Below are 17,444 nucleotides of genomic sequence, written 5' to 3' on the forward strand. Positions count from 1 at the left end.
AAGAAAAGCCATCGATAATAAACGCCATATTATAGCCGTTGCGCAGCAGCTACGGCTATGTTGGTCAGGCTTTAATATGGGTTTGAGTAGGTTGGCTTTTAGAAAGTGAGCTTTTAGAAAACTGGTTAGCCAAGCGACAAGCCATCTAAAGCGAAGCTAAAACGACTTTCTAAAACAAAGCTAATGGCCTATAAAGCAAGGCGAAAAACTACTTAAAGCAAAGCGCTCGGCTACTTAAGTAGTGCATTAATTTGAGCTTCAGCTTTTGTCCAATACTCAACTGGGTTACCTGCAAAGCCATTCTTTTCAGCAAGAAAGTAGGCCGCAACCTCTGTCATCTTGTAGCGTTCATGCGGGCTGATTTTTGATGGCTTGGTCTTGGTTGCTTTACTTGCCGTTTTTGCTTTAGCTACGGTTTTCTTGGCAGGTGTTTTTTTAGCAGCAGTTTTTGCTGTGGTAGTTTTTGCTGGCACAGCCACTTTTTTAGCGGCTGTTTTTGTTTTGGGAGCAGTCGCTTTGGTTTTTACAGGAGTACTGGTCTTTGCAGATGTAGCCATTTATGTTCCTTTCGTTAGGGACTTTCAATGCTTCATAAACGTGATAATACTTTGTTCCTAATCATAAACCTTTCATTCCTGTTGGGCTACAGTTCGAGCTTTAATTCTAAACCGTACCGCCAACAGTCAAACCTTCAATCTTGAGTGTTGGCTGGCCAACGCCGACAGGAACGCTTTGGCCTTCTTTGCCGCAGGTGCCCACACCGCTATCAAGCGCCATGTCATTGCCGATCATGGATACACGCGTGAGAACATCGGGCCCATTGCCGATAAGCGTGGCACCTTTAACCGGATACGTGAGCTTGCCATCTTCGATCATCCACGCTTCAGCAGCAGAGAATACGAACTTTCCGCTGGTGATATCTACTTGGCCACCGCCAAAATTCGCTGCGTAGAGCCCTTTTTTGACAGACTTGATGATTTCTTCAGGTGCCATATCACCGTTGAGCATATAGGTATTCGTCATGCGCGGCATTGGGATGTGCGCATAAGACTCGCGGCGCGCATTACCTGTAAGCGGCATGCCCATTAGACGCGAATTAAGACTATCTTGGATGTATCCACGCAATATGCCATCTTCAATCAGCACTGTACGTTGGGTAGGGTTGCCTTCATCATCTATGTTAAGTGAGCCGCGGCGGTTGTTGATCGTGCCATCATCCACAACCGTCACACCGCGGGAGGCAACCTGTTTACCGATCATGCCGCTGAACGCAGAACTGCCTTTGCGGTTAAAGTCACCCTCAAGCCCGTGACCGATAGCTTCGTGCAGCAATATGCCAGGCCAGCCGGCACCAAGTACCACAGTCATGCTGCCTGCGGGTGCAGGACGGGCATCAAGATTGGTTAATGCCTGATGCACGGCTTTCTGCGCGTAATCGTGCAATACCTCATCGGTGAAATAGCTATAGTCAAAACGTCCACCACCACCAGCAGAGCCTTGTTCGCGACGTCCATCCTGTTCGGTAATCACCTGTATGGAGAGCCTTACCAATGGGCGCACATCAGCAGCCATGACACCATCGTGGCGTGCCACCATGATGACTTCATATTCGCCAGCGATAGAAGCCATCACTTGCGTTACGCGTGGGTCGGCCTTGCGGGCATAGGTTTCTAGTTTTTCAAGTAGCCTGACCTTTGCATCTGCACTTAGAGATGCGATAGGGTCTTGGGGGACATAAAGTTGTGGCGCTTCTATCTTTTTAACGACTTGGCCTGCTTGCTCGTTCCCGACAGCAGCAATTGCACGTGCTGCTTTTGCAGCCTGCTCAAGCGCTGGAAGATTGATATCATCCGAGTAGGCAAACGCTGTTTTTTCACCGCTCACCGCACGCACGCCAACGCCTTGATCGATACTGAAGTTGCCTGATTTGACTTGGCCTTCTTCTAAACCCCAACTCTCGGCGCGGCTATATTGAAAGTACAGGTCAGCGTAGTCGACCTTATGCGACATGATGCCATTCAGCACGCCTTGCAGTGCAGGGACATCCAAGCCCGAGGGGGCAAGTAGCGTCTCTGTAGCAGTGCTAAAGTGCGAGCCTGTTTCAGGGCTGGAACTTGTCGGCAATTGATCTGGCTTCATGTAAGACTTTCAGTTAAGTGCATATACTTAATATAACGATGATTCGGGATAAAACAACTAGTGAAATTCTGTAATTTCATCTAATTACGGTGTGATGTTCTAAATAGTACGATGTTTAAGTGCCGGTAAGCTATTTCTCAGACTTTCCTGATAGCCAGAGTTCACTGAGGCTATCACGACACCAGAGCCACGTGGCAATCTATCCAGAATGACGCCCCAGGGATCTACAATCATACTATTGCCATGTGTTTCACGCCCCGAAGCATGGTAACCACCTTGTGCGGGTGCTAATACATAACTTAAGTTCTCAATCGCGCGTGCGCGAATCAGGCTTTCCCAGTGCGCTTTGCCAGTGGTTTCAGTGAATGCAGACGGTACGACGATGATATCTACTTCACCCATCGCGCGATAAAGCTCAGGAAAGCGCAGATCGTAGCAAATGGATAGACCGATCTTTCCAAATGGAGTTTCGACGACGGTGATCTGGTTGCCGGGTTCTATCGTATTCTCTTCACGGAAATGCTCGTTGCCAAGATTCAATCCAAACAGGTGGATCTTGTCGTAGCGAGCGACTTGTTTGCCTTTATCATCAAATACCAGTGTCGCATTTCGCACTTTTTTCGGTGAGTCGCATTCAAGTGGAATTGATCCGCCGATGATCCAGACCTGATGTTTTTTTGCTGTCTTTGAAAGAAAACGCTGGATGGGGCCATTGCCTTCTTTTTCACGTGCCGCAACCTTGTCGGTTTCCTTCAGGCCCATGATGGCAAAGTATTCTGGAAGTGCGATCAGCTTGGCACCTTGCCCAGCGGCGATTTCAATCAGGCGCTCCGCTTCACTGAGGTTGGCCGAGACATAAGGCCCTGATGCCATCTGGATGCCTGCAATCTTGACGATTCCAGGTGTGGCGACCTGTTTTGGTGATTTAATTATCTTTGCGCGCGACTTGATTGGCATCTTCTTAATTTCCAAGTATGACTGGATTATCTAAATATAACGTACTGATTATACTGCTAATAACTTTAATTCCCTGGAATTCCGCTGGCTGGTGTTGGTCCGATCTGTTTCGGTTTCAGGCCGGATTTTAGTTCTTGCGGATTATCCCAAGTGCCGACAATCTCGTAATTATCCGCAGCGAGTTTGTTGATCGGGTCCTTGAGTACTTTTTGCGCGACATAGGCAGCAGCGCCGACAATCGGGCCGCCTGCGAGTGCTGCGATTGACAGGCTATCGCTGATGTAGGGGGTGATATTGACGTAAAGATGCTGTGTTTCTTTTTGCAGGTCGGTTTCGCCCTTTATTTCTACCAGTGCGGTCGGGCCTTCCATCTTAAAATCATCACTGCGCATCACGCCACGGTCGATCTTGACGCTGGCACCTATTTTGTCGAAAGTGAAGCCACTGCTGAATACATCCCTGAAGTCAAAAGTCAGGCGCCGCGGCAGGTTTTGTAGGCTGAGCACACTAAATAGCCGCCCAACCCCTGGTTGAATCTTTAAGATTTGGCCGTGCCGTGCATCAAGCTGCAGATTACCGGCAAGCCCCGGGATGTTAAACTCGTGTGGGCTACCCGGCCATTTGAGCTGTCCTGATAGGTCTGCCTCACCACCTTTAATGGTGTTGGGGTAACCAAAACGCTCCAATGTCTTGCCTAGGTCGTTGATGTCCCAGCTGACATTGATGCGGGTATTGGGGTTGCGTTTCCAGTTATGCCATTCGCCTTCAGCGCTTAAGGTGCTTTCAGGTGTAATCAGCTTTAGTTTTTCAATGCTCCAATCGTCATCCTGTTCGCTTGCCTGAAGCTCAAGTCGGCCAAGTTTCTTTTTGCCGATCTCGAAATTATCAGCAGTGATGTCGAGTGCAGGATATTGCTGCTCCTGTTGTTTAAAGTCACCTTGCGTGCGCAGTTCAGCAGTGCCGGGAACTGCGCTAGGGGCAATCAGGTTCTTCAACTTAGCGGTAACCTTGCCATTGCCTTGGCGATGCCACTGCACATCACCAGTGATCTCCTTGCTTTGCATCGTCATTGCCCAACCATCAGCAGTGGGTTTGGCAAGCAATTTGAGATTGTTGATGCGTTTGTCGAATGCATCTAATACGTTGACTGATAGATCCACTCTGGCGATATTGATCGCATTGTTTGACGGGCTGGATGCAGGCATCTTATCGAAGATATTACGCCACTCATCGACATCCAGATTGTCGAGTGAGCCTCGCACACCAATGCCTGCCTGCGCTGGGATCTCCGGCGCGACATTCAGGCCGATCTCACCTTTGTCTGCATGGAAAGCGCCATTCTGTTGTGACCGTTGAATCTTGGCGGCAATCAACGTGCCAAGGCTGACATTGATAAAGTCTTGATTAGCCGAGGGCTGTTTTTTCTCAAACTTGAGATATAAGGGATCGTTAGCCGATTTGATCAGCGGTGGTGGCAGTGTCGATGCCATGCCAACCAGACTGGATGCGATATTGATATCGACTTTTCCTTGCAGGATGTTGATATCGCCTGACCACTCCGCACTGCCAGTCAGTCTGTCAGTAAACCCAGGACCGAATGCTTGTTTGAGTCCGCTGTCGGTGACACGTCCGCGCGTGGATATCCTGATTGCGTGGTCTTTGCCTGTTGCCAGACTGAATTGCGCTGGGCCACCATAAGCCCATGTGTTTACATTTTGTGCGGATAGAGATGATTCAGTAAAATCGAGTTTGCCATTGATGCGCGAGAGTGCGGGGATGGCATCACTTGCCATCGTGCCATTGCTCACTACATAGCTACCCTTGACCTTGGTAGCTTCGATGTCATGTAAGGGAATGTTTAATCCAAGCGTTAAGTTGCCATTGCCGGATGTCTGCAGGTCATTAGTGAAACCTTCAGTTAATTTGGAGATCGGGCTGTGGTTAATAAATTTGATGCCTTCACTTACGGGGCCGCTTGTTTCGCCGACCACGGTTAATACTGGCTGCTCGACATGTAATTCGGCTATTGCGATCTTGGCTTTTTTGATCTGGTTGCCAAATATCTTACCTTGAGTGGCATTCAACTCCATGCGCATACCCTCGAAAAGCATATCCAGTTTGATGTCTTCAATCTTGGGCCAGTCGATGCCGTACTCGAGCACAGCGTCTGATATCTTGGCGGTTACTTTGAATAAACCCAGCTTGTTGTTAGGGTAGGGGAATTCATCCAGATTGCCTCTTACAATGACATTGATGTCATCCCCTTTGCCGGCGAGGATAGAGGTATCCAGCCAGTTAAGCGTATGTTCACCCAGTATCTTCGGGTAGTAATAGTGGGCATACTTTGCATCTGCATGACCAAATTTAGCGGAAAGATCAAGGTAGCCACCTTTGATGTGGTTGTGCAGGTAAGAGCCGTTGATGGTGCCTGCAAGATGCGCGTTCGATATGGCTAGGTTGCTCAGTTGGACATTTGTGTTACCTTTGTCGTTCTGCCATTGAACCTGCCCCGTGAGTTTGTCGGCAGGAATAGGCCAACGCATGATCTGCTCAAGATTCAGGTCTGCTTTTTGCGAATTGATGTTGAGCGTACCGCTTTTCTCATCCGCATCGATATTGCCACTTAAATTACTGAAACCTGGTATTTGCTTGTAAGGGTTCATGCCTAGGCCGCTGAATTTGCTTCTCACACTGTATTTGCTGAGCGCGGATTGATTGCCTTTCCAACTCACATTGAGATTCTTCAGCCTACCTACCGCGGCAACCTCGGCGACTTGTTTCAAGGTGTCTGCTGGTAATGGTAGGTAGTTTGCAAAGGTGCTGACCGATGCGAGTTCGATATCATCCAGCTGTACTTTTCCTTCTACCCATTCTTTTTCGCCTGAAGCGCGTTCGCGGATACTGATATTGCCATTCTCAAGACTAGGGCCATTCTCAGTGGTGAGTTTGATATGCTCTGCGTTGAACTCATTGCCATCGTCATGCTGAATCCACTGTAACCGACCCTTGAGCTCACCCAAGGCAGCAAGTGGACTGTTTTTCGAGATGCGTGCTTTTACCCGGCTCAAGATCACATCGCTTGTGACACTGTTTATCTTGCCTTTAGAGAATTTCATCCAGGTTTGCGCCGCGCCATAACCTTGGCGCAAATCGAACTCATAAGTTACCCAATGGCGCCATGCTGCGATATTGGTGCCTTCTGCTTTTGCATAGATGGTACCGCGCCAATCATCGAGGTCGCTTACATCCTTACCATAGACATTGCCGCGAATATCGATTGGATAAGATGAACCAGCGGAAGGCGTGGCGCGAAGACCGAAGCGGTGGTTACCGATCAGGCCTTTCCATGCCGGGCTGATGATCTGCAAGTTGAGGTCATTCAGTGTTAATGGCGGTGCTTTGCGCATGTCATCCTGCCAAAGAATGGTGGCTGATAGCACATCGATCTGCGATTGACGTAATAGCCAGTTGGGGAATTCAGGTCGTGATGGGCCGCCCATTGCAATGCCAGCTATAAATATAGTGCCATCTGTTTCACGACGTATAGTGAGCTCGGGTTTATGCACTGTGATGGATGATAAACGCGGCTCAAGTAATGGAATGCTTAACCAGGATAGGCTGGCTTCTATATGGCTCAGCGACAATGCTGGCCTATCTTGCGTATCGTAAAGCTGCACATCGAGGAGTGAAAAGTGTGGGTTTAATCCGTCCCAGCTCGCATCGATATTGCCTATCGTGACTTTTTGCCCGGCTGCAATACTGGCTTCATGCGCGATTTGGTCTTTGTATTGATCGATGTTGGGCAGTATCAGGTAGCGTAGCGACAAGACCGAGATAGCGAGAACGATAATGATCGTCCACAAGGTGACTAATGTGGCACGATAGAACCAGAGGAGAGACTTTTTGACCATATTTTCTAATTGTTATGCCAAACGTTTTGGCATGATGGGCGAGAGGGTTCGCCCTATATACATACACAGTTACATACACACCGGAGTATTTCATTACCTCACTGGTTGGTCAACGTTTAGAAGCAGAAAGTTCGTTAATTTAGCCTGCCAAATGCTTTAGAATGTCAGTCGTTGTAAATATAGCAATTTTTCATGCGTGACCAGTCGATAATGTTGGTCATTGCATAGCAGAGGCAAGCTTGATCCAGTTTAAAAATCTTACTTTGACGCGCGGTATAAAAGTGCTTGTCGAAGGCGCGTCATTCCAATTACATCCCGGACATAAAGTTGGCCTGACCGGTGCCAATGGCGCGGGGAAATCGAGTCTTTTTTCCATGTTGCGTGGTGAGCTGCAACCTGAGATCGGTGATCTTGATATTCCATCACATTGGGTGATAGCGCATGTGGCGCAAGAAACACCAGCATTGGCAGATGCGGCGATTGAATTCGTGCTGGATGGGGATAGCGAATTACGCAGTATCGAGCATGCATTAGTGCTTGCCGAGGCAGAAAACAAGGGCGAAGTAGTCGCGGAGTTGCACGCGCGCTTGGGCGAGGTCGATGGATACTCTGCGAAGGCGAGGGCTGCCGCTTTGTTGTCTGGTTTGGGTTTTACTCATACCGATATGACGAGACCTGTGTCTGATTTTTCCGGTGGATGGCGTGTCAGGCTTAATCTGGCGCGTGCATTGATGTGTCGCTCTGACCTATTGCTTTTAGATGAGCCGACCAATCACTTGGATCTCGACGCGGTGATCTGGCTTGAAAGCTGGTTGAAAGATTATCGCGGAACATTACTTTTGATATCGCATGACCGTGACTTTTTGGATGAAGTCATTAACCATATTGCGCATATTGAACAACAACGTTTAACTTTATATCGTGGTGGCTATAGCGATTTTGAGCGCCAACGCGCAGAAAAACTGGCGCAGCAGCAATCGCTTTATGAGCGGCAACAGCGTGATGTGGCCCATCTGCAGAAATACATAGACCGCTTTCGTGCGCAGGCAACGAAAGCCAGACAGGCGCAAAGTCGCATCAAAGCGCTGGAGCGGATGGAGCTGATTAGTGCTGCGCATGTAGATAGTCCGTTTGGATTTAGTTTTAAAGCACCGCTCTCTGCCCCAGACCCACTATTGGTGCTAGATGATGTGGATGCTGGCTACGGTGACCAACCAGTATTAAAAGACATCGCCCTCACTATCCGCCCAGGGGAGCGGCTTGGATTACTTGGACGTAACGGTGCAGGCAAGTCTACATTGGTCAAATTGTTGGCAGACGAATTGAAACCGATGACCGGCAAGCGTGTGGAAGGTAAAGACCTGAAAATAGGATACTTTGCCCAACATCAGCTTGAACAGCTACGCCCAGAAGAATCACCTTTGCAACACATGCTGCGTCTTGACCCACAAACGCGCGAGCAGGAGCATCGCAATTATCTCGGTGGATTCGATTTCCGTGGCGATATGGTGACAAGTCCTTGTGCGCCATTCTCTGGGGGTGAAAAATCCCGTTTAGCGCTGGCATTGTTGATATGGACACGGCCGAATCTGTTACTGCTAGATGAGCCGACCAACCATTTAGACCTAGAAATGCGGCATGCGCTGACATTGGCGTTACAGGAATACGAAGGCTGTGTAGTGCTGGTATCACACGATAGAGCCTTATTGCGAGCGAGTTGCGATAAATTCGTTCTGGTCGCAGATGGCGCAGCCAAGGTCTTTGATGGTGATCTTGATGATTACAGTAGCTGGCTTGCAGAGCAACGCAGTAAAGAAAAAACGCAGGAAACAACATCGAATCCGACAGTGCAAAAGAATGATCGCGCGCAAAATAAGGCAGACCGTCAGGCACGCCAAGCCGAACGCAGGCCGTTAGTGAAAGAGATTGAGCAGCTGGAGAGTAAGATGGCTATGCTGAACGATCAAAAGAGCCGGTGCGATGAACGTTTAGCCAGCCCTGAATTATACGAATCACAAGATAAGGCAGAGTTGCAGCAACTGCTAAAAAAACAGGCCGAATTAGCACAAGCATTGGAGCAGGCCGAAGATAGCTGGTTGCATATTCAGGAGCAGTTGGAAGCATTGCCACTTATCAATTAACTCGCCTCAATTAATTATTGCCAATTCAAATATCGCTGGAAACCTTATGGACATGACTTATTCGCAACGCCTTTCTTTTCTCTATGCGCTTAGCTTTAATGAGCTAAGGCAGTCGCAAGGAGATCAGCCAAATACTGATCTTGATGACTATGCGCCGCTCGATGCGGCTACCTACCTCGCTTGTTATATCACTTTCAAGGCGATCCAGCAGGCAGAGCGCTCACCAGCGGATGAACGTATAGAGAATTTTGACATGCTGAGTGTCTATCAGGCCTATGCGATGCTGGTATATACCTACCTGACCTTGCCTTTGGGTGAAGAGGGCATTGAGCCGGAATTCGATCAGGCGGCGATTACGATTGCCAAATCATTATTCTCTGCATTATCGAATGAAGAGTTAGTCGAGATCGTCGAATCTGGTAACCGTAAATATCAATTGATTGGCGATGCAGAGCAAGAGCATTGGATGGATTATCGCGAGGATCTGGATAAAACAGTCGTCGCATTTATCGTGGCGGGGACGGATGAGAATGCACCATTCGACCAAGATGACATTATTCCGTTATTAGGTGCTTTACTGAGCATGTTGTGTGAGGCTTTTTCCAGCTAGCACAGGCTGGTCGAATCATTCGACGCAGTCTGTACATGCTAGCTTATCTTATAGCTTAAACTGACTCGGAGATGGTACTTAATGTCGTGCTGTTATCTCCATAAGCTGCAATCAATTTCTTAAGGATTTCCGCCAGATTGCTGGATGAAGCTTCGCTGGTATTGTTGCTTTCTTCCTGTTTATCCTTGTATGCGATTGCTTCCTCAGCATTCACTTTGCCATCCTTGTTCGTATCTGCCGCTTCAAAGTTCTCCGCCAGTGTGCTCATCAGGTCTGATAATTTTGAGTCGTCAGTGGTGGAGGCGATGCTACTCAATTCATCCTGTGTGTAACCTTCATCCTCTCCATCAGCCGGAGGTGGGGGAGGTGGTGGCATTGCACCTTGCATGCGCATACTATCGTACTGGCTATTCAGTTGCCCTACCAAGCTCTCAAGGCCACTAGACATCTCATCTTCAGTGACTTTGCCGTCACTATCACTATCCAGCGTATTGAATAACTCGCTGACATCTACATCGGTACCAGAGTCACTAAGACTATCAAGGGCGCTCTGTAGTGTTGTGGAATCGATATAGCCTTTATTTGACGTATCCAGTTTTGAGAATATCGAACTTGCAGTCTGGGAGATACTGCTTGAAGTGGCACTTATCATCATGACTCCTTACATTCGTTAAAGTTTAATTAAGTTACTTGATCTATTATCGACACCCTATGAATGGAATTTCTACTACATGGTGTAAAGATGCGTAAAGCTATGTAAAGACGATTTATTGCCGGATAAAATGGAAAAGCGCCATCAGTAAAGGTGCTGATGGCGCTTTTCCAAGAGACCAATATGTCGCTGGTTTGTCGATGACCTATGATTAAGCTTTAATGAACTTGCCTGTATGGAGCGATGGCAGTTTAAAGTTAACCGGCCGGTCATTTTTACGTTGATCTGGACCATTGTGATCTGAACCATGGTGATCAGGTCGCTTGTCCTTAAGCTCCAGCGCTTTGCTACGCTGGTCAGGCGTTAATAAGCTGAATATCTTGTATTCGGTCACTGTGCGATTAAGCACAGCTTCTTTGGTTAACGCAGCAAGCTTATCAGCAAGCTGCTGTGCTTTTTTTTCATCAAAAGTAGCAGAGCGTGTTAATCCTGCAAGTTCATCCATGGCTTTGCGTTTCTGCTTTTCGTTGTCGCGCATGATGGGTACCTGTGCATATACCATCGCGAATACCTTATCTTCTTGCGCTTCACTCAAGGCGATGTCTCTAAGGTAGGGAGGGAGCCTTGGTTTATCGTCAAACTGTGGGGGCATTGGGCGATGCTCATCGCAATGGGGCGGTGGATTGCCACCAAGCTCGCCGCGTGGGCCTGGTTCGGCTTGTGCTATCGCAGGCAAGACAAGTATCAGTTGGCTGATGATGAACAAGCTTTTGAGTGATGGTGTTTTCATCTTGTATCCTTTACTGTTAAGGTGATTCTATTGTTAGTGTGATTCGTTATCACCTTCAGAGATGGCTCATCTGGCGGTTAAGCAAGCAACCCTATTTTGGTCTTTCCGCCTGTAAATTGCTGTTAAGGCAAAGTAAAGTTACGTAAATTCAGCACCAATTAGTTGTAAGGGCAATATGAGAGTAGATATGATTCACTCATCGAAAATCCAGATGGTCCCCTATGGCTAAAGTCTTATTAATTGATGATGATGTTGAGCTTGTCAGCTTGCTGAAAGAATACCTTGTGCGTGAAGGGTTTGAAGTAGACCTTGCTCATGATGGCGAGGCTGGTGCAACACTAGCACTCAGCGGTCAGTATGCATTGATCGTGCTGGATGTGATGATGCCGAAATTGAATGGTATTGAAGTGCTACGCCGCATCCGTGCGCAAAGTAGCATTCCAGTATTGATGTTGACTGCAAAAGGCGATGATGATCACCGCATTAGTGGTCTGGAGTTGGGTGCAGATGATTATGTGCCTAAACCATGCCAGCCACGTGAGCTTGTTGCACGTATCCGTGCGATATTGCGTCGACTTGCCCCTTCTGATGATGAGCCCGTGCAGATATCTGTGGGCGAGCTATCCATCTGGCCTGAGCGCCGGCTCGCTGAGTGGGCGGGCATTAATATGGAGCTAACCAGTACCGAGTACAACCTGCTTGAAGTGCTGGTGCGTCAGGCAGGACGTGTCGTCAGCAAAAATGACCTCTCAACGCTTGGTTTAGGTAGACCGCTGGCCCGGTTTGACCGCAGCATTGATGTTCACTTAAGTAGTATTCGCCAAAAGATCGCCGCATTAGCGGATGGCCATCAATGTATCCAGACCGTCTATCGCATGGGTTACCAGTTGGTTAAAGAGTAATATATGGGTCGGTTGTTCTGGAAGTTCTTCTTCTTCTTTTCGTTTGCGCAGATCACTTCGATCATTGCTGTTAGTTTTATATTCTGGTTGAACAGTCCCGTGCCGTCTGCACATAATGTTGCTATCGAAGACAGCCCGCCAGCGCGAATGATGGTCGATGCTGCTACCGAGACTTTAAGGTTTGGCGGTGAATCAGCGTTAAAAAGTCTCTTGACTCAATGGGCTAATGAACCTAGACCGCAGGTATATGCGGTTGATGCTACAGGTAAAGAAATACTCAAGCGTAGCGTGACGCCTACTGTACTTCACGCGCTTGGTGAAATTGAAGACCCACGCGCTGTGCAGAATGTAAAAATTGATACAGGTGGTGAATATACTTTATTTGTTCCATCTAGAAATGCGGGTATCGCTGAGATGGATTCGCCACCTAGCGCTGAGACAGCCCCGCCTAATTTTAATAGTGCAGAAGTGCGTGGAGAACAGCCTCGTCCTAGGCATCGCATATTTCCATTTTTGCCTATGTATGTCGGCTTGGTGGCGAGTCTGATATTTGCAGGTCTACTAGCCTGGTATTTCTCGAAGCCGATCAAAATACTTCGCCGCGCATTTGAGCAGGCAGCAGGTGGCGACTTGAAAGCAACGGTAAGCACGGCAATGGGTGCACGTCGAGATGAGCTTGCCGATCTTGGCCATGGCTTTGACCAGATGACGGCGCAACTGGATGCGCTGATATTGGGGCAGAAAAGATTGCTGCACTACGTATCTCATGAGCTGAGATCGCCACTTGCAAGATTACAGGTGGCGATTGGTTTGGCTAAACAAACACCAGAAAAGCAAAGCCCTGAACATCTGGAATCCACGCTTGATCGTATCGAGCTGGAGTCTATGCGGATGGATACGCTTTTAGGTGAGGTGTTGGAGCTCTCAAGGCTAGAATCGGGCGTGATGAGCCTGAAGAAAGAGCGCGTTTTACTGAATGACCTGCTGGCTACGGTGGTGGATGATGCCCGTTTTGAAGCGAATGCAAAACAGGTTGATATCGCCTATATAGAAGATGCCCACTATGAGCTGGATGCGCAGCCAGACCTGCTTTACCGTGCGATTGAAAATGTGGTGCGTAATGCGATCAAATATAGCCCCCCTAACAGTCGTGTGGTGGTCGAGACGCTGGCGAATGAGCAACTTAACCAGCTTCAGCTGATCATCTCTGACCAAGGAATTGGTATTCCAGAGACTGAGTTAGCCGATATTTTCAAGCCGTTCTATCGGGCAAGCAGTTCAGATGCTAGTGTGACGGGGCATGGCATGGGGCTTGCAATTTCCAGGCATATTATTGAAATGCATGGCGGCGCTATCTTGCTGAGCAACCGTGCAACAGGGGGGTTGCGGGTCAATATCTCATTAGGTTACGCGGCAAGGCATGCATTAAGCTAGGCTAATCTGCAATCTCGCCATCGATATATAACCACTGTTCATTTTGTTTGATGAATCTGCTGATTTCATGCAGTTTATGTGCTTTACCATTGAGTTTATAGCTAGCGATAAACTCTACGATAGCCGTACTGCTATCCAATACTTCATGGCATTTTACTTTCAATCCGATCCATCGCGTGGTTTTCGCATCATTGGTTAAATCTAGTGAAGCAGGGCGCGTATCCGCATGCCATGTACGTAAAAGATAGGCTTCCAGCCCTAATACATAGGCCGAATAACGTGAGCGCATCAATTGCTCTGCTGTTGTAGTGAGTTCATCTTCGTGCAAGGGCTTGCAGCATGCAGCGTAAGGCTTGCTACTTTCGCAATAGCAGGGGAGTTGAGCCGACTGTGGTTTCTTTTTCATCGATTTGTGGATGTGATGTAGCTTGACGATCATTTTACCAGCAAGTACTTCATGCCTGAGGTCTCGGTGGTGATTCTGTGATGATGGTTTGTACATGCTCCATCAATTCGCTGGCTAATAATCGCCCTGATTTTGATTCGCGCATCGCCATATGCCATTGAGACACGCATGCTTTGATCTCAATATGATTGGCCGCATCGAGTATATCTTTTTTGATACTTCTGCCCATGATACCTAAGTGTTCATCAGCGCTGGAAGCCACGATGTGTTTGATGTTTTCCATCTGCGCATTATCAAGATGGATATCTGGTTCTGGCGGGAGTATTTGGGCGATGGGTTCTGCATGCGGTAAGACGATGTCTTCTGTGCGCTTGATATATCCAAGACTTTCCAGCGCTTGGGCAATAGAAGCCACATCAGATGTTTTCAGGTAGTTTTCCAGATGCTCAAGCGTGCGTTGACCATCGATCAATATCAAAACTTGCCGTTGCCTGGCATTTAAAGTGCGTTTGGCCGCAGATATCTCTGCGAGTCCCATATCTGATTTTTTGTAGATGACCAAAGTGTATATTCATTTGAATAACGAATTGAATAGCACACTAATCTTGGATTGTTGCAGGAGTGTGCAAATCTCAGATTTTCGAGATCACATTTTATTTAAAGTATGTTTGATTACAGAGTACGAGGGAAGTCGATATCAGGATAATGACTTCCCTCGGGGATAGAAAAAGCTATTTACCAAGCGGTAGGTTTGGGATTACGTTCATTGAAATCCTTTTGATGCCAGTACGGATAGATAGGTGTCTTGTGGCTGGCTTTGTCAAGAATCGCAATCTGCTCCGTTGTAAGATTCCAGCCGATAGCGCCGAGATTCTGCTTAAGTTGCTCTTCATTACGTGCGCCTATCACGATATTTGAGACAGTCGGGCGTTGCAATAGCCAGTTCAAAGCCACTTGCGGAATCGTTTTACCGGTTTCTTTTGAAATCAGGTCTAAGGCATCTACCACGGTATAGAGATATTCATCATCGACAATCGGGCCACCCGGTGCACCGCCTGATTTAATGCGGCCATCAGGTAGCTCCTGATCACGACGGATCTTGCCTGTTAGGCGTCCCCATCCCAGCGGGCTCCACACCATTAAACCTACACCTTGATCGACACCTAGTGGCATTAACTCCCACTCATAATCGCGTCCGATCAGTGAATAATAGCCTTGATAGACCACATAGCGGGCAAGGCCGTATTTCTCTGAGGTGGCGAGAGATTTCATCAAGTGCCAGCCAGAAAAGTTTGAGGCACCGATATAACCAATCTTGCCGCTCGAAATGAGATCATCCAGCGCACGTAATGTTTCATCTACTGGCGTCAGCGCATCGAAGCCATGCATAAAATACAGGTCAATATAGTCTGTGCCTAAACGTTTTAAACTGGCTTCACAGGCGCGAATGATATGGTGACGTGAAGAGCCCTTGTCATTTGGGCTATCACCCATGGTAAAAGTACCTTTGGTGGAAATTAGGACTTTATCGCGTCGGCCTTTGATCGCTTGGCCTAAAATCTCTTCAGAGGCACCTCTGGAGTACACGTCAGCGGTATCAAAGAAATTAACACCTGAGTCTATGCAGAGATCCACCATACGGCTTGCCTCAGCAACGTCCGTCTCACCCCATTTTTTAAAGAACTCATTGGTGCCACCAAAAGTTGCAGTGCCAAAACTGAGTGCCGGTACTTTTAATCCAGAACGTCCAAGTTGCCTGTATTCCATATGAGACTCTCCTTAAACTAGCGTTTGTTTGTGATATCACTCAATGCAAAAGAACGTTGTTGGATACCGATTAAAAAATTTCGCGCGTTTCCAAAAACTGGATGTCTGGATAACGTTCTTGTGCCATTTGCAGGTTGACGCGATTAGGTGCGAGATAGACATACTCTTCATTACCGTCTATGGCGACATTAAAACCGTATTTGTCGGCAATTGCCCTCAAGTCTGCATCAGAACCGCGTAGCCAGCGAGCGGTTGAGCAATCATAACTTTCAAAGGCGACATCAACACCGTACTCATGCTCTAGTCGATGTGCTACCACATCAAATTGCAATGTACCGACTGCACCTAAAATCATGTCATTCGAGAGTAAGGGACGGAAAAGCTGCGATGCACCTTCTTCGGCTAATTGCTGCAAGCCTTTTTGTAACTGTTTCATCTTCAATGGATTTTTTAGACGCGCGCGACGGAAATGCTCTGGTGCAAAAGATGGAATACCAATGAATTTCAGGTCTTCGCCCTCGCTGAATGTATCACCTAACTTTACCGTACCATGGTTAGGAATGCCGATAATGTCACCAGAATATGCCTCATCCGTGGTATTGCGGTCTTGTGCCATGAATGTGATGGCGTTATTTACGGCTAACATCTTGCCTGTGGCCACTTGCTTGATCTTCATGCCGCGTTCAAAACGGCCCGAACATACACGTAAAAAGGCGATACGGTCACGGTGTTTAGGGTCCATATTGGCTTGTATCTTGAATACAAAGCCTGAGAACTTACCTTCATCTGGTGTCACGCTTCTGCTCGCTGTATTACGCGCAAGTGGGGCAGGGGATAATTCCACAACGGCATCCAGCAAAGACTGCACGCCAAAGTTATTGATGGCAGAGCCAAAGAATACAGGTGTTTGCTTGCCTGAGAGGTACGCGTCTTTATCAAATGCATTTGAAGCCCCACGCACCAACTCTATATCGATGCGTAAGTCTTCAGCTTGGCTGCCGATTAATTCGTCCAAGCGTGGGTTATCGAGGCCTTTGATGGTTTCAGAAGTGCCTTTTTCTGCATGTGGATCAAAGAACGAGATGCTATCGTTGTAGAGGTGATATACCCCGCGAAAGCTTTTACCCATGCCGATAGGCCACGTCATCGGCGCACATTGCATACCGAGTGTGGATTCGATCTCATCTAATAATTCGATAGGTGCACGTGATTCACGATCAAGCTTATTGATAAAGGTCAGAATAGGCGTATCACGCATACGGCAAACGTTTAATAGTTTGATCGTTTGCGCCTCAACACCATTCACAGAGTCAATTACCATCACAGCAGAGTCGACAGCTGTTAATGTGCGATAGGTATCTTCAGAGAAGTCATCATGCCCCGGAGTATCCAACAGATTGATCATGTGATCGCGATAGGGGAACTGCATCACAGAGGATGTGACCGAGATACCGCGTTGTTTTTCCAGCTCCATCCAGTCAGATGTCGCATGACGTGCTGCTTTACGTCCTCTCACTTCACCTGCTACCTGAATAGCACCCCCGAACCAGAGTAGTTTTTCTGTAAGGGTTGTTTTACCCGCATCGGGGTGAGAGATGATCGCAAACGTGCGGCGCCGTTTTATTTCCTGAATACTCATTGTCATTCAAATAGTCATTACGTTAAGCACGCTATTGTACCGCCAGATGGCTTAAACGGATGACTTAAATGCTTGCCCATGAACCTCGTTTATCTA

Annotated in this window: 14 protein-coding genes; 4 read left to right on the forward strand and 10 right to left on the reverse strand. The window is 47.7% G+C overall.

Annotated features, from left to right (window positions below; all coding sequences use genetic code 11):
* Positions 1–230: 230 nt before the first annotated feature.
* The 4 genes from A7981_RS04960 to A7981_RS04975 all read right to left on the reverse strand — a co-directional run bounded on the left by A7981_RS04960 (position 231) and on the right by A7981_RS04975 (position 7,007).
* Entirely contained in the window at positions 231–557 is a 327-nt protein-coding gene (locus A7981_RS04960; RefSeq protein ID WP_067264813.1) for a DUF2934 domain-containing protein, read from the reverse strand.
* A 106-nt stretch (positions 558–663) separates the two neighbouring features.
* Complete coding sequence (gene tldD / locus A7981_RS04965; RefSeq protein ID WP_067264817.1) at positions 664–2,139, reverse strand: metalloprotease TldD; 1,476 nt, start codon at positions 2,137–2,139, stop codon at positions 664–666.
* 99 nt (positions 2,140–2,238) lie between these two features.
* Entirely contained in the window at positions 2,239–3,096 is an 858-nt protein-coding gene (locus A7981_RS04970) for a carbon-nitrogen hydrolase family protein (protein WP_067264820.1), read from the reverse strand.
* Between the two features lie 65 nt (positions 3,097–3,161).
* Positions 3,162–7,007 (reverse strand): YhdP family protein, encoded by a 3,846-nt coding sequence (locus tag A7981_RS04975; protein WP_067264823.1) that lies wholly within the window; start codon positions 7,005–7,007, stop codon positions 3,162–3,164.
* 239 nt (positions 7,008–7,246) lie between these two features.
* Here A7981_RS04975 and A7981_RS04980 point away from each other — a divergent pair, with 239 nt between their 5' ends.
* Both A7981_RS04980 and A7981_RS04985 read left to right on the forward strand, forming a co-directional pair.
* On the forward strand, positions 7,247–9,148 hold the full coding sequence (locus tag A7981_RS04980) for an ATP-binding cassette domain-containing protein (protein WP_067264827.1): 1,902 nt from the start codon (positions 7,247–7,249) through the stop codon (positions 9,146–9,148).
* Between the two features lie 46 nt (positions 9,149–9,194).
* Entirely contained in the window at positions 9,195–9,758 is a 564-nt protein-coding gene (locus tag A7981_RS04985; RefSeq protein WP_254258502.1) for a hypothetical protein, read from the forward strand.
* A 55-nt stretch (positions 9,759–9,813) separates the two neighbouring features.
* Here A7981_RS04985 and A7981_RS04990 read toward each other — a convergent pair whose 3' ends face one another.
* Both A7981_RS04990 and A7981_RS04995 read right to left on the reverse strand, forming a co-directional pair.
* Positions 9,814–10,413 (reverse strand): EF-hand domain-containing protein, encoded by a 600-nt coding sequence (locus A7981_RS04990; RefSeq protein ID WP_082889211.1) that lies wholly within the window; start codon positions 10,411–10,413, stop codon positions 9,814–9,816.
* A gap of 208 nt (positions 10,414–10,621) precedes the next feature.
* Complete coding sequence (locus A7981_RS04995; protein ID WP_067264832.1) at positions 10,622–11,200, reverse strand: Spy/CpxP family protein refolding chaperone; 579 nt, start codon at positions 11,198–11,200, stop codon at positions 10,622–10,624.
* Positions 11,201–11,421: 221 nt separating this feature from the next.
* Here A7981_RS04995 and A7981_RS05000 point away from each other — a divergent pair, with 221 nt between their 5' ends.
* Together A7981_RS05000 and A7981_RS05005 are read left to right on the forward strand one after the other, a co-directional pair.
* Positions 11,422–12,102, forward strand: a complete 681-nt coding sequence (locus tag A7981_RS05000; protein ID WP_067264835.1) for a response regulator transcription factor — start codon at positions 11,422–11,424, stop codon at positions 12,100–12,102.
* A 3-nt stretch (positions 12,103–12,105) separates the two neighbouring features.
* Positions 12,106–13,536, forward strand: a complete 1,431-nt coding sequence (locus A7981_RS05005; RefSeq protein WP_067264837.1) for an ATP-binding protein — start codon at positions 12,106–12,108, stop codon at positions 13,534–13,536.
* A 1-nt stretch (position 13,537) separates the two neighbouring features.
* Here A7981_RS05005 and A7981_RS05010 read toward each other — a convergent pair whose 3' ends face one another.
* The 4 genes from A7981_RS05010 to A7981_RS05025 form a co-directional block, all read right to left on the reverse strand.
* Positions 13,538–14,038, reverse strand: coding sequence for a YchJ family protein (locus tag A7981_RS05010; protein WP_254258503.1), 501 nt, complete (start codon positions 14,036–14,038; stop codon positions 13,538–13,540).
* A complete protein-coding gene (locus A7981_RS05015; protein ID WP_165595538.1) occupies positions 13,992–14,480 on the reverse strand; it encodes a hypothetical protein in 489 nt (162 codons plus the stop codon). The genes A7981_RS05010 and A7981_RS05015 overlap by 47 nt, the downstream gene beginning before the upstream one ends.
* A 197-nt stretch (positions 14,481–14,677) precedes the next feature.
* Positions 14,678–15,709 (reverse strand): aldo/keto reductase, encoded by a 1,032-nt coding sequence (locus A7981_RS05020; RefSeq protein WP_067264845.1) that lies wholly within the window; start codon positions 15,707–15,709, stop codon positions 14,678–14,680.
* Positions 15,710–15,779: 70 nt separating this feature from the next.
* Positions 15,780–17,348, reverse strand: coding sequence for a peptide chain release factor 3 (locus tag A7981_RS05025; protein ID WP_371440341.1), 1,569 nt, complete (start codon positions 17,346–17,348; stop codon positions 15,780–15,782).
* Between the last annotated feature and the right edge of the window lie 96 nt (positions 17,349–17,444).

Source organism: Methylovorus sp. MM2 (genome assembly GCF_001648895.1).
Lineage (GTDB): Bacteria > Pseudomonadota > Gammaproteobacteria > Burkholderiales > Methylophilaceae > MM1.

What these genes read in the sequence shown, in the direction of transcription:
- tldD (WP_067264817.1), bottom strand. Translation starts at nt 2,139, where the DNA reads ATGAAGCCAGATCAATTGCCGACAAGTTCCAGCCCTGAAACAGGCTCG.
- A7981_RS04995 (WP_067264832.1), bottom strand. Translation starts at nt 11,200, where the DNA reads ATGAAAACACCATCACTCAAAAGCTTGTTCATCATCAGCCAACTGATA.
- A7981_RS04975 (WP_067264823.1), bottom strand. Translation starts at nt 7,007, where the DNA reads ATGGTCAAAAAGTCTCTCCTCTGGTTCTATCGTGCCACATTAGTCACC.
- A7981_RS05005 (WP_067264837.1), top strand. Translation starts at nt 12,106, where the DNA reads ATGGGTCGGTTGTTCTGGAAGTTCTTCTTCTTCTTTTCGTTTGCGCAG.
- A7981_RS05000 (WP_067264835.1), top strand. Translation starts at nt 11,422, where the DNA reads ATGGCTAAAGTCTTATTAATTGATGATGATGTTGAGCTTGTCAGCTTG.
- A7981_RS04985 (WP_254258502.1), top strand. Translation starts at nt 9,195, where the DNA reads ATGGACATGACTTATTCGCAACGCCTTTCTTTTCTCTATGCGCTTAGC.
- A7981_RS05010 (WP_254258503.1), bottom strand. Translation starts at nt 14,038, where the DNA reads ATGTACAAACCATCATCACAGAATCACCACCGAGACCTCAGGCATGAA.
- A7981_RS04990 (WP_082889211.1), bottom strand. Translation starts at nt 10,413, where the DNA reads ATGATGATAAGTGCCACTTCAAGCAGTATCTCCCAGACTGCAAGTTCG.
- A7981_RS05025 (WP_371440341.1), bottom strand. Translation starts at nt 17,348, where the DNA reads ATGAGTATTCAGGAAATAAAACGGCGCCGCACGTTTGCGATCATCTCT.
- A7981_RS05020 (WP_067264845.1), bottom strand. Translation starts at nt 15,709, where the DNA reads ATGGAATACAGGCAACTTGGACGTTCTGGATTAAAAGTACCGGCACTC.
- A7981_RS05015 (WP_165595538.1), bottom strand. Translation starts at nt 14,480, where the DNA reads ATGGGACTCGCAGAGATATCTGCGGCCAAACGCACTTTAAATGCCAGG.
- A7981_RS04970 (WP_067264820.1), bottom strand. Translation starts at nt 3,096, where the DNA reads ATGCCAATCAAGTCGCGCGCAAAGATAATTAAATCACCAAAACAGGTC.
- A7981_RS04960 (WP_067264813.1), bottom strand. Translation starts at nt 557, where the DNA reads ATGGCTACATCTGCAAAGACCAGTACTCCTGTAAAAACCAAAGCGACT.